The sequence below is a fragment of the Agromyces sp. H66 genome (assembly GCF_004959775.1).
Lineage (GTDB): Bacteria > Actinomycetota > Actinomycetes > Actinomycetales > Microbacteriaceae > Agromyces.
In genome coordinates, this window is record NZ_SJZG01000004.1 from 18,450 (window position 1) to 30,934 (window position 12,485).

The 12,485-nt window shown below is 71.2% G+C and carries 15 protein-coding genes; 10 read left to right on the forward strand and 5 right to left on the reverse strand.

Features of this window, described 5'->3' with window-relative positions; genetic code table 11:
* Positions 1 to 16: 16 nt before the first annotated feature.
* Positions 17 to 1,312, reverse strand: a complete 1,296-nt coding sequence (locus EZM51_RS08155; protein ID WP_136707779.1) for an O-acetylhomoserine aminocarboxypropyltransferase/cysteine synthase family protein — start codon at positions 1,310 to 1,312, stop codon at positions 17 to 19.
* Positions 1,313 to 1,393: 81 nt separating this feature from the next.
* Positions 1,394 to 1,960 (reverse strand): cysteine hydrolase family protein, encoded by a 567-nt coding sequence (locus EZM51_RS08160; protein WP_136707780.1) that lies wholly within the window; start codon positions 1,958 to 1,960, stop codon positions 1,394 to 1,396.
* A gap of 142 nt (positions 1,961 to 2,102) precedes the next feature.
* Here EZM51_RS08160 and EZM51_RS08165 point away from each other — a divergent pair, with 142 nt between their 5' ends.
* The 6 genes from EZM51_RS08165 (at position 2,103) to EZM51_RS08190 (ending at position 6,899) form a co-directional block, all read left to right on the forward strand.
* Positions 2,103 to 2,405 (forward strand): antibiotic biosynthesis monooxygenase, encoded by a 303-nt coding sequence (locus EZM51_RS08165; RefSeq protein ID WP_136707781.1) that lies wholly within the window; start codon positions 2,103 to 2,105, stop codon positions 2,403 to 2,405.
* A gap of 159 nt (positions 2,406 to 2,564) precedes the next feature.
* Complete coding sequence (locus EZM51_RS08170; RefSeq protein ID WP_248305536.1) at positions 2,565 to 3,029, forward strand: hypothetical protein; 465 nt, start codon at positions 2,565 to 2,567, stop codon at positions 3,027 to 3,029.
* On the forward strand, positions 3,023 to 3,268 hold the full coding sequence (locus EZM51_RS08175) for a helix-turn-helix transcriptional regulator (RefSeq protein WP_136707782.1): 246 nt from the start codon (positions 3,023 to 3,025) through the stop codon (positions 3,266 to 3,268). Before EZM51_RS08170 ends, EZM51_RS08175 begins: the two co-directional genes overlap by 7 nt.
* Positions 3,265 to 4,263, forward strand: coding sequence for an NAD(P)-dependent alcohol dehydrogenase (locus tag EZM51_RS08180; RefSeq protein ID WP_136707783.1), 999 nt, complete (start codon positions 3,265 to 3,267; stop codon positions 4,261 to 4,263). Before EZM51_RS08175 ends, EZM51_RS08180 begins: the two co-directional genes overlap by 4 nt.
* Positions 4,260 to 5,258, forward strand: coding sequence for an NAD(P)-dependent alcohol dehydrogenase (locus EZM51_RS08185; RefSeq protein WP_136707784.1), 999 nt, complete (start codon positions 4,260 to 4,262; stop codon positions 5,256 to 5,258). The genes EZM51_RS08180 and EZM51_RS08185 overlap by 4 nt, the downstream gene beginning before the upstream one ends.
* Positions 5,259 to 5,303: 45 nt before the next feature.
* Positions 5,304 to 6,899 (forward strand): AMP-binding protein, encoded by a 1,596-nt coding sequence (locus tag EZM51_RS08190; protein WP_136707785.1) that lies wholly within the window; start codon positions 5,304 to 5,306, stop codon positions 6,897 to 6,899.
* Here EZM51_RS08190 and EZM51_RS08195 read toward each other — a convergent pair.
* Genes EZM51_RS08195 through EZM51_RS08205 form a run of 3 tightly spaced genes read right to left on the reverse strand, consistent with a single transcriptional unit; the run spans position 6,875 to position 10,437 of the window.
* Positions 6,875 to 7,843: a putative sulfate exporter family transporter gene (locus tag EZM51_RS08195; RefSeq protein ID WP_136708071.1), complete on the reverse strand. Its 969-nt coding sequence runs from the start codon at positions 7,841 to 7,843 to the stop codon at positions 6,875 to 6,877. The two genes, EZM51_RS08190 and EZM51_RS08195, sit on opposite strands and share 25 nt — an antisense overlap.
* Positions 7,844 to 7,902: 59 nt before the next feature.
* Positions 7,903 to 8,715 (reverse strand): alpha/beta hydrolase, encoded by an 813-nt coding sequence (locus EZM51_RS08200; RefSeq protein ID WP_136707786.1) that lies wholly within the window; start codon positions 8,713 to 8,715, stop codon positions 7,903 to 7,905.
* Positions 8,716 to 8,742: 27 nt separating this feature from the next.
* A complete protein-coding gene (locus EZM51_RS08205; RefSeq protein ID WP_136707787.1) occupies positions 8,743 to 10,437 on the reverse strand; it encodes a phospholipid carrier-dependent glycosyltransferase in 1,695 nt (564 codons plus the stop codon).
* Positions 10,438 to 10,500: 63 nt separating this feature from the next.
* Between EZM51_RS08205 and EZM51_RS08210 the strand changes: the two genes are divergently transcribed.
* The 4 genes from EZM51_RS08210 (at position 10,501) to EZM51_RS08225 (ending at position 12,322) form a co-directional block, all read left to right on the forward strand.
* Positions 10,501 to 10,794: an antibiotic biosynthesis monooxygenase gene (locus EZM51_RS08210; RefSeq protein ID WP_136707788.1), complete on the forward strand. Its 294-nt coding sequence runs from the start codon at positions 10,501 to 10,503 to the stop codon at positions 10,792 to 10,794.
* Between the two features lie 25 nt (positions 10,795 to 10,819).
* Positions 10,820 to 11,644, forward strand: a complete 825-nt coding sequence (rsmI, locus tag EZM51_RS08215; protein ID WP_136707789.1) for a 16S rRNA (cytidine(1402)-2'-O)-methyltransferase — start codon at positions 10,820 to 10,822, stop codon at positions 11,642 to 11,644.
* A gap of 100 nt (positions 11,645 to 11,744) precedes the next feature.
* The gene (locus tag EZM51_RS08220) at positions 11,745 to 11,981 is read left to right on the forward strand and encodes a hypothetical protein (protein WP_136707790.1); all 237 of its coding nucleotides are present in this window, start codon (positions 11,745 to 11,747) and stop codon (positions 11,979 to 11,981) included.
* A 23-nt stretch (positions 11,982 to 12,004) separates the two neighbouring features.
* A complete protein-coding gene (locus EZM51_RS08225) occupies positions 12,005 to 12,322 on the forward strand; it encodes a type II toxin-antitoxin system PemK/MazF family toxin (RefSeq protein WP_248305537.1) in 318 nt (105 codons plus the stop codon).
* Positions 12,323 to 12,485: the final 163 nt, after the last annotated feature.

Below are 12,485 nucleotides of genomic sequence, written 5' to 3' on the forward strand. Positions count from 1 at the left end.
GTGGCATCCGTCGTCGTCATCGTGAGCCTCCTGTCGCGGCCGTGAGGGCCTGGTCGAGATCGTCGATGATGTCTTCAACGTCTTCGATGCCCACGCTAATCCTCACCACGCCCGGCAGGACGCCCGCGTCGACGAGCTGCTGGTCGGTGAGCTGCGCATGGGTGGTCGAGGCCGGGTGGATGATCAGGGTCTTCGCATCGCCGATGTTGGCGAGATGGCTGGCGAGGTTCACCGACTCGATCAGCTTCTGGCCGACCTCGCGGCCGCCCTTCACCTCGAAGCTGAACACCGAGCCGGGACCCTTCGGCAGGTATTTCTGCGCGCGGTCGTGGTGCGGGTGGTTCGCAAGGCCCGCCCACCAGACGTGCTCGATACGCGGGTCGGCCTCGAGCCACTCGGCCACGGCGCGGGCGTTGTCGACGTGCGCCTGGATGCGGTACGGCAGCGTCTCGACGCCCTGCGCGAGGAGGAACGCCGAGTGCGGCGCGAGCGCCGGCCCGATGTCGCGCAACTGCTCGGCGCGCAGGCGGGTGAGGAACGCGTACTCGCCGAAGTTGCCCGACCACTGCAGGCCGCCGTAGCTCGGCACGGGCTGGCTGAACAGGGGGAACTTCTCGGAGTGCCAGTCGAACCGGCCCGACTCCACGACGACGCCGCCGAGCGTGGTGCCGTGTCCGCCGAGGAACTTCGTGGCCGAGTGCGTGACGATGTCGGCGCCCCACTCGATCGGGCGGTTGAGATAGGGAGTGGGAATCGTCGAGTCGACGATGAACGGGATGCCGTGCGCGCGCGCGACGTCGGCGAGGCCCTCGAGATCGGCGATCTCGCCCGACGGGTTCGCGACGGTCTCGACGAAGAGCGCCTTGGTCTTGTCGGTGATCGCGGCGGCGTAGTCGGCGGGATCGGCCGAGCGCACGAACGTGGTCTCGACGCCGAAACGGCGGAGCGTGACATCCAGCTGCGTGATCGAACCGCCGTAGAGGTTCGCCGAGGCGACGATGTGGTCGCCCGTGCCGGCGAGGCTCGCGAACGTGATGTACTGCGCGCTCAGTCCGCTCGCCGTGGCGACCGCGCCGAGGCCGCCCTCGAGGCTCGCCACGCGCTCCTCGAAGCTCGCGACCGTCGGGTTGGCGAGGCGGGAGTAGATGTTGCCGTACTTCTGCAGGGCGAACCGGGCGGCGGCGTCCGCGGTGTCGTCGAAGACGAACGCCGTCGACTGGTAGATGGGCAGCGCCCTTGACCCCGTCACCTGATCGGGGATGTTGCCCGCGTGGATGGCGCGGGTCTTGAAGCCGAATTCGCGGTCTGCCATGCGCTCACGCTACTGCGTGCGGTGGCGGCATCCGCTCGAGGTCGTAACGCGGGGCAACGGATGCCTCGTGGCGGGCGGGCCTCAGGCGCCGACGACGACATCGGTCGTGACGACGCGGGCGAAGCCGCCGCCCTGGAGGTTCACCGCGGTCGCTCGCGCGAGTTCGGCGGCCGTCAGGCGGACGCCGCCGGGGCCTTCGAGGTCGAACGTGTGCGTCGCGTCGATCGGCAGGGTCACGTCGTAGCCGAGGTTTCCCGCCATGCGGGTGGTGGTCTCGACGCACATGTTCGTCTGGATGCCGCAGATCACGAGCTGGCGGATGCCGCGCTCGGTGAGCCACGCGTGCAGGTCGGGCTCGCCGTAGAACGCCGAGTTCACGTGCTTCGTCACGAACAGGTCGTGCGGGGCATCCGCCACCACGTCCTTCAGCGCGTTGCCGGGGGAGCCGGGAGCGAGCGGCGACCCGGCGGAGCGCGAGTCGTGGCGCACGAGCACGATCGGCCGCGAGGCATCCGCCCACGCCTGCACCAGGCGGCCGATGTTCGCCTCGGCGTCGGGGTTGTCCCGCTCGCCCCAGTACGCATCGTCGAAGCCCTGCTGCACGTCGATCACGATGAGGGCGGCGGTGTCGTCGAAGGCGTCGGTCATGACTCCATCGTGCCGCCCTCGGGTGCCGGATGCGCCGGCATCCCGACGATCTGGCGCATTGTGTGCGAAACCCGGCAGGCGTGCCGCGTTTCGGCGCACGGTACGTGCAGGCGCGGGTGCCCGCGGCCGGTACGGTGAGCCGATGATCCTCGAACACGCGATCCTGCCCGTCATCCCCGGCCGCGAGGCCGAATTCGAGGCCGCGTTCGCCGAGGCCGCACCGATCATCTCGTCGATGCCGGGGTTCGTCGACCTGCGCCTCTCGCGGTCGATGGAGACGCCGAACGCGTACCTGCTGCTCGTGCACTGGGAGAGCGTGGAGGCGCACGAGCAGGGGTTCCGGGGCTCGCCGGAGTACGCGCGCTGGCGGGACCTGCTGCACGGGTTCTACGAGCCGTTCCCGGTCGTCGAGCACTTCGGCGACGTCCTCAGCGTGCCTGCCTGACGTGCGCCGGTGGCGCGCCACGCGCTCGACCCTCTGGTCGAGGTGATGCCTTCTGCACCGTTCGCCGCTGCCGGCGGTGCATTCGGCATCGACTCGTAGATGCGACATCCCGAATGTGTAAAGAATGCTTGACATGGTGTCGCGAATGCTTGACACTAAATGTCAAGCATTCTTGACATCCGGGAGGAAACAGTGTCATACGAGGAGAAGGGCACGTGGGTCTTCCTCGTGGTCGCGATCACGGGCTACGGCGTCTACCTCGCCCTCGTGCTGCCGCAACTCGCGGCCGGCACCGCGATCGACGCCGTCGACTACGCCGTGCCGATGCTCTGGACCATCGGCGGCGCGATCGTCGCCGCGATCATCGGGCGCATCGTGCTCGAGATCGTGAGCCCGAGCGAGACCCGGACGCCCGACGTGCGCGACCGGGAGATCGATCGGCTCGGCGAGCGCGTCGGCAATTCGTTCGTCGTGATCGGCGCGCTCGCGGCGCTCGTGCTCGCGATGTTCCAGGTGCACTGGTTCTGGATCGGGAACGCGGTGTACCTCTGCTTCGTGCTCTCGGCGGTCCTGCTCAGCATCACGAAGCTCGTCGCGTACCGGAAGGGCGTGCCGACGTGGTGAAGCCCACGCGCGTCACGAACGACATCCGGTCGCTCCGGTTCCGGCACGGCGAGATGACGCAGGCCGACCTGGCCAAGCGTCTCGGCGTCACTCGCCAGACCGTCATCGCCATCGAGCAGGGCCGCTATTCACCGTCGCTCGAAGTGGCCTTCCAGATCGCGCGGGTGTTCGGGGTCCCGCTCGACGACGTCTTCCAGTACCCCGACCCCACCTCAGACCAGCAGGGAGCAGCATCATGAGAGTCGCCGCCTACGAACGATACGGTCCGCCCGAGGTGGTCGGCGTCGTCGACCGGCCCGTGCCCCAGCCCGGCGCGGGGGAAGTGCGCGTGCGGGTGCACGCCGCCTCGATCGGCGCGGCCGACAGCGCGGCCCGCTCGGGCACGCCGTGGTTCGCACGCCTCGCGTTCGGGCTGCGGGCGCCGAAACGATCGGTGATGGGCTCCGACTTCGCGGGCATCGTCGATGCCATCGGGCCGGGGGTCACGCGGTTCGCCGTCGGCGACCGAATCTTCGGCGCGACCGGCATCGACGCGGGCGGGCATGCCGAGTTGCTCATCACACCCGAGTCGGGGGCGATCGTGTCGCTTCCGACCGCGGTGGACATGACGGATGCCGCGGCCATCTGCGACGGCGGCCTGACCGCGCTGCCCTTCCTCCGCGACGGAGCGCACGTGCGCCCGGGCATGCGCGTGCTCGTCAACGGCGCCTCGGGAAGCGTCGGCGCCGCGGCCGTGCAACTCGCCAAGCACCTGGGCGCCGAGGTCACGGCCGTCTGCGGTCCGAGCCACGTCGAGCTCGTGCGCGCACTGGGCGCCGACCGGGGGATCGACTACACCCGGGAGGACTTCACGGCCGCACGCGACGCCTACGACGTGATCTTCGACGCCGTGGGCAAGAGCTCGTTCCGACGCAGTCGGCGCGCGCTCTCGTCGGGAGGCACCTACCTCACGACGGTGCCGTCGTGGGCGATCATGCTCCAGCAGCTCACCTCGAGGGTGGGCAGCCGCAGGGCGGTCATCATGTTCACGGGCCTCCGCAAGGACGCCGACAAGGTCCCCGACCTCGAGGAGCTCGCCGCGCTCGCGGCATCCGGAGCGTTCCGGCCGCCGATCGATCGCGAGGTGCCGCTCGACGACATCGCCGAAGGGCACCGCATCGTCGACACCGGTCACAAGGCCGGCAGTGTGGTCGTGCGGCCCGTCGCCGCCGACGCGCGGAAGGCGGCGTCATGAGGTCGATCGTGCAGCACCGCTACGGCGGGCCCGAGGTGCTCGCGCTCGCCGAGGTGGAGGCGCCGGTGCCGGCCGGCGACGAGGTGCTCATCCGGGTGCGCGCCGTCGGCGTGAGCGCGGGCGACGCCCTGATCATGCGGGGCGAGCCCCGCGCCGTCCGCCTCGCGTTCGGGCTCCGGCGACCGAAGCAACCGACCATCGGGCGGGATGTCGCGGGCGAGGTCGCCGCCGTCGGGGAGAGGGTGACCCGGTTCCGCGTCGGCGACCCCGTGTACGCCGAGTCCGACCAGGGCGGGTACGCCGAGCTCGTCGCCGTGCACGAGGACTTCGTGGCGGTGCGACCCGCCACCGTCGATGCCGTGCACGCGGCGGCCGTGCCGGTGTCGGGAACCACGGCACTGCAGGGCCTGCGGTCGGCCGGGGTGACGCCGGGGCAGCGCGTGCTCGTGAACGGCGCCTCGGGCGGCGTCGGCGGGTTCGCCGTGCAGCTCGCGAAGGCCATGGGTGCCGAGGTCACAGGCGTCTGCCGCGGCTCGAAGGCCGAGCACGTGCGTGCCATCGGCGCCGACCACGTGATCGACCACACGGCTGAGGACTTCACGGCGGGCGGGCCGCGTTACGACGTGATCTTCGACCTCGTCGCCGATCACCCGCTCGGCCGGCTGCGCCGGGCGCTGACGCCGCGCGGCACGCTCGTGCTGTCGTCGGGGAGGGGTGGCAAGGTGCTCGGCCCGATCGGGCGCATGATCCGCGCCGCGGCGATCTCCCCGTTCGTGTCGCAGCGACTCATCGCTCTCGCGGCGAAGCGCAACGGCAACGACCTCGCCGAGCTCGCGCGCCGCATCGACGCGGGCGAGGTGCGCCCCGTCGTCGACGAGGCGTTCCCGCTCGAGCGCGCCGCCGACGCGCTCGCCCGGTTCGAGTCGGGCATCGTGCGCGGCAAGCTCGTGCTCGAGGTGTGGGATCGGGGGGCTCGGCGCCGTGCATCAGGATGAGGCGCCGGGCTTCAGGATGATCTGCGCCGCTGGTAGATTGCGCCCATGTCGCTGAATCTCATTCAGGACGTGCTCGCCGCAACACCCGACAAGCCTGCGCTCGTCTTCGACGGGACATCCACCTCGTATCGCGAACTGGCGGAGGCGGTCGACGGGTCGGCGCGCAGGCTGCTGTCGCTCGGCGTGTCGCCCGGTGATCGGGTGGCGATCTTCATGCGCAACCGCCCGGAAGTGGTGGAGCTCTACCTCGCGTGCTTCCGCATCGGTGCGATCGCCGTGCCCCTGAATCACCGGTTCCAGACCGATGAGGTCGTCTTCGCGGTCGACCACTGCACGGCGAAGCTGCTGATCGTCGACGGCCCGTTGCTGCCGGTCGTGCAGGGTGTCGACCAGGTGTCGCCGAGCCTCGCCGGCGTCTGCGTGTACGGCGGCGCACCCGCGGGCGCAGCGAACAGCTGGGCCGACGTCGACGACGCGACCACGTCGACCGACTCCACCGACTCCACCGACTCCACCGTCTGGCCGTCGGTCGACGACGACGCCCCCGCGATGATCCTCTACACGTCGGGAAGCACCGGCAAGCCGAAGGGCGTCACCCACACCCACCGATCGATCCTCGCCGGGGCGACGAGCCGGGTGGCGACCCAACGGCTGACTGCCGACGACGTCTCGCTCGCCGCCACCGCGGTCTGCCACGTCGGCGCCGCATTCGGCGTCGTCTTCCCGAACCTGCTGGTCGGCGGCACGGTCGTGATCCTCGCCGAGAGCGAACCCGACCTGTTCCTCGACGCGTTGCAGGCACACCGCCCGACCCGCGCCGTGCTGCTTCCGACCCAGTTGCTCGACGCGGTCGTGGACCCTCGTGCGAAGGATGTCGATTTCGGATGCCTCCGCGAGATCCAGTGCGGCGGCGACCAGATCTCACCCGACCTGTACGCCGAGTTCGCGAAGGTCGCCGAGCTCGAGTTGAACCAGATCTACGGCATGACCGAGTGCGAGGGGTGCTGCATGAACCCGCCCTTCGGACTGATCAAGCGCGGGTCGGTCGGCCTGCCGCGCGAGGGCGTGGAGCTGCGGATCGTCGTCGCGGGCGAGCAGGCCACCGGCGCGGATGTCGCCGCGGGCGAGACCGGCGAGATCTGGGTTCGCGGGGACTCGGTGATGACCGGGTACTGGGATGATCCCGAGCACACCGACGCGACCTTCGTCGACGGCTGGCTGCGCACGGGCGACCTCGGGCGCCGCGACCCCGACGACTACCTGTTCTTCCAGGGGCGCATCAAGGAGATCATCATCAAGGGCGGCTCGAATATCGCGCCCGGCGAGGTCGAGGACGTGCTGGACGCGCATCCCGATGTCGAACTCAGCGGCGTCGTCGGCACGCCCGACGCGCGGCTCGGCGCGCTCGTGCACGCCTTCGTGGAACTCAGGCACGGGCTCGCCGCGCCGCCGACCGCGCAGGATCTCCAGGCGTTCGCCGCTCAGCGGCTGGCGGCGTACAAGGTGCCCGATCGGTGGACGTTCGTGACCGACCTGCCGAGGAACCAGGTCGGCAAGATCGACCGGCATGCGCTGCACGTGCGGGCGATCGAACTCGACACCGCGTCGTCGGGGTCTCAGGCGAGCAGCACGGCGCCATAGGCGAGCGCCGCGACGAGGGCCCACGACGTGAGGCCGACCACGAGCGCGCGCCACCCGGTGCGTGCGAGCTCGGCGAACCGGATCGAGGCGCCGAGCGCGAACAGCGCGGTCGCGAGCAGCGCCGTCTGCGCGAGGTCGGCGCCCAGCAGTACCGGCTCGGGCAGGGGCACGAACGTGTTCAGCAGCACGGCCGCGAGGAATCCCGCGACGAAGAGCGGCACGATCGCGGGGCGCGGCCCGGTCGGCTCGATCGCCCGACGGCGCTCGACCGCGGCCGTGATCGCCACCATCGGTGCCAGCATGAGCACACGGGTGAGCTTCACCACGACCGCGACCGCGAGCGCCGCCGAGCCCGCGAGTTGCGCGGTCGCCACGACCTGTCCCACATCGTGCACGCCCGCACCGACCCAGTGCCCGAATCCCGTCGCCGAGAGGTCGAGCGGATGCCACAGCGCGGGCAGCACGGCGATGGCGAGCGTGCCGCACAGCGTCACGAGCGCGACGGGCACCGCCTGCTCCTCGTCGCGGGCCCGCACGGTGGCCGCCATCGCGCCGATCGCGGAGGCGCCGCAGATCGAGAACCCGCTCGCGACGAGCACGGGCTGGTGTCCGGGAAGCCCGAGCGCCCGCCCGAGCCCGATCGTGCCCACGAACGTCAGCACCACCACCGCGATCGTGGCGAGGATCGACACCCAGCCGAGCGCGGCGATGTCGACCAGGCTGAGCTTCAGGCCGAGCAGCACGATGCCGACGCGCAGCAGTCGCCGCGCCGCGACGCGGAGCCCGGGCGCGAGCCCACCCGAGAGCGCCGGCCGCAGCGCGGGCACCTGCCCCACCACGATGCCGAGCGCGACCGCCGCCGTGAGGATGGGCACCGCCGGCACGGCCAGGTGCACGAGCCACGCGACGAGTGCGGCGGATGCCGCGACCACGAGTCCCGGCATCCATTCGCGCACCACCTCACGCTAGCCGACGGCTGCCACGCCCCCGCGCGGCCGTGGGCTCACGCGTCGGCGGGCGCGGCGTGGCGGTCGATGAACGCGAGCACCGCGGTATCCGCCGGATGGATGAGGTGACCGCCAGGGACCTGCACGGTCTCGGACGTCGGCAAGAGATCGGCGAGCAGCGCGGCGGATCTGCGCAGCGGGTCGGGCGAGTCGGTCGCCGCGACCACGAGGATCGGCATGGCGAGGGCCGCGAGTTCGGCCGCACCGAACTCCCGTGGTCGGGCGCTCAGGTCCAGGCCCTCGCCGTGGAGCTCGGCGCGCGTGCCGTCGTTCGTTCCGGCGAAGGTCTCGCGCAGCGCGGCCGGCAGCGCGTCCCACGTCGCGTCGCCGAGCGCGTCGCGGATGATGAACTCCGCGACCGTCGAGGGGTCGCGCGACTCGGCATCCAGCACCCGGCGGCGCAGGCCGTCGGCCCAGGTGCGGCTCGCCTCGTCGAGCGTGAACACGGCGGGTTCGAGCAGCACGAGCGCCCGCACCGAGCGGGGCGATCGCAGGGCGAGCTCGAGCGCGATGAGGCCGCCGGTGCTGCGGCCGATGACGATCGCGGGCACGGCATCGAGCGCGTCGAGCAGGGCGAGGGCGTCGTCGACGTGGTCGTCGAGGCCGACGGGCGCGACCGAACCGTCGAGCCGGCTGCGGAGGAAGCCGCGCCGGTCGTAGGTGATGCAGCGGCCGTGGCGGGCGAGTTCCGTCGCCGCGTCCGCCCACATGGCGGCGGAGCTCGGTGTGCCGTGGAGACCGAGGATGGGAATCCCCTCGCCCCCGACCTCGACGTGCAGCTCGACCCCGTTCACGGTGACGTGAGGCACGTGGTCAGGATACGCCCGGTCGGGCGGTCACGTCACCCAGCTCGGCGTCCAGAAGTGCAGCTGCCGGAACTCGGGAGTCACGGGGATCGCCGTCCAGATCGGGTAGTAGAACGCGGAGACGAGCAGCACGAAGCCGAGGAAGATCGCAACGACGGCGATGCCGCGCAGCCGTCGCCACCTCGGGTCGTCGCGCCGGCCGAGGATGAGCACGATGACCGCGGTCAGCGCGAGCATCGTGTACGGCTGGAAGGCGATCGAGTAGAACTGGAACACCGTGCGATCCAGGTACAGGAGCCACGGCAGGTAACCGGCGGCGAGGCCGAGCAGGATCGCCCCCGTCTGCCATTCCCGGTAGCGCACCAGCCGGTACACGAGGTAGAGGGATGCCGCGGCCGCCGCCCACCAGATGAGCGGGTTGCCGATGCCGATGATCGATGCCCAGCACGTGTCGGCGCCGCATCCGCCCGATCCGTCCTCGGTCGCCGCGAAGTACATGTTCGTCGGCTTGAACATGATGAGCCACCAGAGCGGGCTCGACTGCGACGGGTGCTCGCCGTGCACGCCGACGTGGTAGGTGTACGCCGACTCGTGGTAGTGCCAGAGGCTCTGCAGTGCGAGCGGCACCCAGGAGAACCATCCGGTCGCCGCGTTGCCCGGCTCGTCGGCCCAGTGCCGGTAGTAGCCGCCGTCGGTGACGAGCCAGCCGGTCCACGAGGCGAGGTAGACGTACAACGCGACAGGCACGAGCAGCAGGAACGTCACGGGGCCCTGCTTGAGCACGGCGGCCGTGAGCCAGAACGGCACACCGGCCCGGCGCCTCGCGAGGGCGTCGACGACCACGAGGTAGAGGCCGAACGCCGCGACGAACCAGACGCCCGACCACTTCACGGCGCAGGCCGCACCGAACGCGATGCCGGCGGCGATGACCCACGGACGGGTCCAGATGGCGGGCCCGTAGTGCGGATCGCGGCCGGCCGCGCGGGCATCGCCGAGCCGCTCCTCGAGCAGTCGCTTCGCGTGCGCCCGATCGAGGAGCACGAACCAGAACCCGAGCAGCGCGAAGAACATGAGCCAGTTGTCGAGGAGCGCGACGCGCGACATCACGATGGCGTTGCCGTCGATCGCGAACAGGAACGCGGCGATCACCGCGACGATCGTCGACGGCCAGAGCCGCCGGGCGACCATGGCGAGCACGAACACGGCGACGGTGCCGGCGAGCGCCGTGGACGCGCGCCACCAGAACGCGCTGTCGGCGCCGAACGCCGCCATACCGAGCGCGATCATCCACTTGCCGAGCGGCGGATGCACCACATACGCGGGGTCGTCGCTGAAGAGGTCGGTGTCGCCGCGCGCGAAGTCCTCGTCGGCGCCGTCGGGCCAGTCGGACTCGTACCCGTTGTGCAGGAGCGTCCATGCGTCCTTGACGTAGTACGTCTCGTCGAAGACGATCGCCTGCGGGTGGCCGAGGTTCCAGAAGCGCAGCACCGCGGCGAACAGGGTGACGAGGATCGGCCCGCCCCAGTACCAGAGCGCGCGACGGCGCGGGGTGGCGAGCACCCGCCCCCACCAGTCGTCGAGACGCGTGCCGCGGCGTTCGAGGGCCTGAGGGGCGTGGTCGCCGGGTCCGGTGGTCTCGTCGCCGGGTTCGGTGGCGTCGTCGTCGATGGATGCCGCGGCCTCACGCGATGCGCGCACGTCGGCGGCCCCGGTCTCAGCACCCATGCGCCCCAGCGTAATCGGGCGAGCCGGTCGTGATGACGGTGGGGGCGCGGTACGTTCGGCACCATGACCACGATCGAGCTCACGAGATTCCGCGTGCAACCCCAGCAAGAAGATGCGCTCATCGCCGCGAGGCCCGGAATGCTCTCCGACTTCGCCGCCGACCGCGAGGGCTTCGTCGACGCGCGGCTGGTGCGGCTGCCCGACGGCGAGTGGCTCGACGTGGTCACGTGGGAGCGGCCCGAGCACCTCGCCGCCTCCCGCGAGAAGGGCGCGAACCTGCCGGGAATCGCCGCGTTCTTCGCCGCCATCGACGTGCTCGTCGCGGCCGAGGAGGGAACGCTCGCCGACTCGCCCTGAGCCGCGCGCCTGCGACACTGGGGGCATGATCATCCTCGCGGCCACGCCCATCGGCAACCTCGGCGACGCGTCGGCCCGGCTGCGGGAGGCGCTCGAGCAGGCGTCGGTCGTGGCATCCGAGGACACCCGCGTGACGCAGCGCCTGCTCGCCGGGCTCGGCATCGCGAACCGCCCCCGGCTCATCGCCCTGCACGAGCACAACGAGCGGCAGAAGGCAGCCGAACTCGTCGAGCTCGCGCGCGACCGCGACCTGCTCGTGCTGAGCGACGCGGGCATGCCGACCGTGTCGGATCCGGGCTTCCCGCTCGTCCAGGCAGCCGTGGCGGCGGGCGTCGAGGTCACGGCCATTCCAGGCCCCTCGGCGGTGGTGACGGCGCTGGCGGTGTCGGGGCTGCCCACCGACCGGTTCGCGTTCGAGGGCTTCCTCCCGCGCAAGGCGGGGGAGCGTACGCGACGGCTCGCCGAACTCGCCGGCGACCGGCGCACGCTCGTGTTCTTCGAGAGTCCGTCGCGGCTCGCGGCGAGCCTCACGGCCCTCGCCGAGGCGTTCGGGTCCGAGCGGCCGGCGGCGGTGTGCCGGGAACTCACGAAGCTCCACGAGGAGGTGCGCCGCGGCGGCCTCGCCGAGCTCGCCGCCTGGGCGGAGGGCGGCGTGCGCGGTGAGATCTGCGTCGTCGTGGGTGGGGCGCCGGAGCAGCAGGCGGATGCCGCGTCTTCGCTCGAGCGCGTGCTCGAGCTCGCGGCATCCGGAACCCGCCTGAAGGACGCGGTCGCGCTGGTGGCCGCCGAGAGCGGTCTCGGCAAGCGGGAACTCTACGAGGCCGCGCTCGCCGCCCGGCGGTCAGGCTGACGTGCGACTCGGGTCGATCTATGGGGCGGGCGGGTTCACCCCCGCCCACTCCCCGAGCGCAGGACCACCCCAGCGAACTCATCGACGGTATACTCAGAGTATGACTACGACCATCAAGGTGAGCGACGAGCTCCGCGACCGCCTCAAGGAGCAGGCGGCCCGCGACGGGCTCACTCTCGGCGCGCACCTTGCTCACCTCGCGGACGCCGAAGATCGCAGGTGGCGGCTGAGTCTGTTGAAGGCAGCGATCGCCGAATCCACGCCCGCGGATGCCGAATCGCATGCGGCGGAGTCCGCCGAGTGGGAGCGAACCGAACTGACTGACGCCGACTCGTGACGGGGCCAGGACTCGCTCCTGGCGTGATTGCCTGGGCTGCACTCGAGCCGGTGCGCGGTCGGGAGCAGGGCGGCCATCGCCCGGTTCTGGTCATCGCATCCGCCGGATACTTGGACGCCGTCACCACCCTCGTCATCGCGTTGCCGATCACGACGACCGACCGCGGATGGCCCAACCACATCCGCGTCGACGGGCCCAGCGGACTCGACCGGCCGTCCTGGATCATGACCGAGCAGCCGCGTACTCTCTCCCGCGACCGCCTCACGCGGGTGACCGGTCAGGTATCGACGGATTGTCTGGCGTCGGTCCGATCGTGGCTTGGTGACTTCCTCGACCTCTGACCGCGGCTCGGGCGGCGAGTCGCGCTCAGCCATGACGCTGCATGCGTCGTGCCGGAACTCCGGGCGGACCGCTTCGGGGATTGACCTCGCTCAACGTTCGGGGATGGCAGGGAACGGAGCATCCCGTGTCCGCGGTGCGTGCGACGATCCGCATGACGGGCGA

What these genes read in the sequence shown, in the direction of transcription:
- EZM51_RS08220 (WP_136707790.1), top strand. Translation starts at nt 11,745, where the DNA reads ATGACTACGACCATCAAGGTGAGCGACGAGCTCCGCGACCGCCTCAAG.
- EZM51_RS08210 (WP_136707788.1), top strand. Translation starts at nt 10,501, where the DNA reads ATGACCACGATCGAGCTCACGAGATTCCGCGTGCAACCCCAGCAAGAA.
- EZM51_RS08160 (WP_136707780.1), bottom strand. Translation starts at nt 1,960, where the DNA reads ATGACCGACGCCTTCGACGACACCGCCGCCCTCATCGTGATCGACGTG.
- rsmI (WP_136707789.1), top strand. Translation starts at nt 10,820, where the DNA reads ATGATCATCCTCGCGGCCACGCCCATCGGCAACCTCGGCGACGCGTCG.
- EZM51_RS08205 (WP_136707787.1), bottom strand. Translation starts at nt 10,437, where the DNA reads ATGGGTGCTGAGACCGGGGCCGCCGACGTGCGCGCATCGCGTGAGGCC.
- EZM51_RS08185 (WP_136707784.1), top strand. Translation starts at nt 4,260, where the DNA reads ATGAGGTCGATCGTGCAGCACCGCTACGGCGGGCCCGAGGTGCTCGCG.
- EZM51_RS08170 (WP_248305536.1), top strand. Translation starts at nt 2,565, where the DNA reads ATGTCAAGCATTCTTGACATCCGGGAGGAAACAGTGTCATACGAGGAG.
- EZM51_RS08180 (WP_136707783.1), top strand. Translation starts at nt 3,265, where the DNA reads ATGAGAGTCGCCGCCTACGAACGATACGGTCCGCCCGAGGTGGTCGGC.
- EZM51_RS08195 (WP_136708071.1), bottom strand. Translation starts at nt 7,843, where the DNA reads ATGCCGGGACTCGTGGTCGCGGCATCCGCCGCACTCGTCGCGTGGCTC.
- EZM51_RS08190 (WP_136707785.1), top strand. Translation starts at nt 5,304, where the DNA reads ATGTCGCTGAATCTCATTCAGGACGTGCTCGCCGCAACACCCGACAAG.
- EZM51_RS08155 (WP_136707779.1), bottom strand. Translation starts at nt 1,312, where the DNA reads ATGGCAGACCGCGAATTCGGCTTCAAGACCCGCGCCATCCACGCGGGC.
- EZM51_RS08165 (WP_136707781.1), top strand. Translation starts at nt 2,103, where the DNA reads ATGATCCTCGAACACGCGATCCTGCCCGTCATCCCCGGCCGCGAGGCC.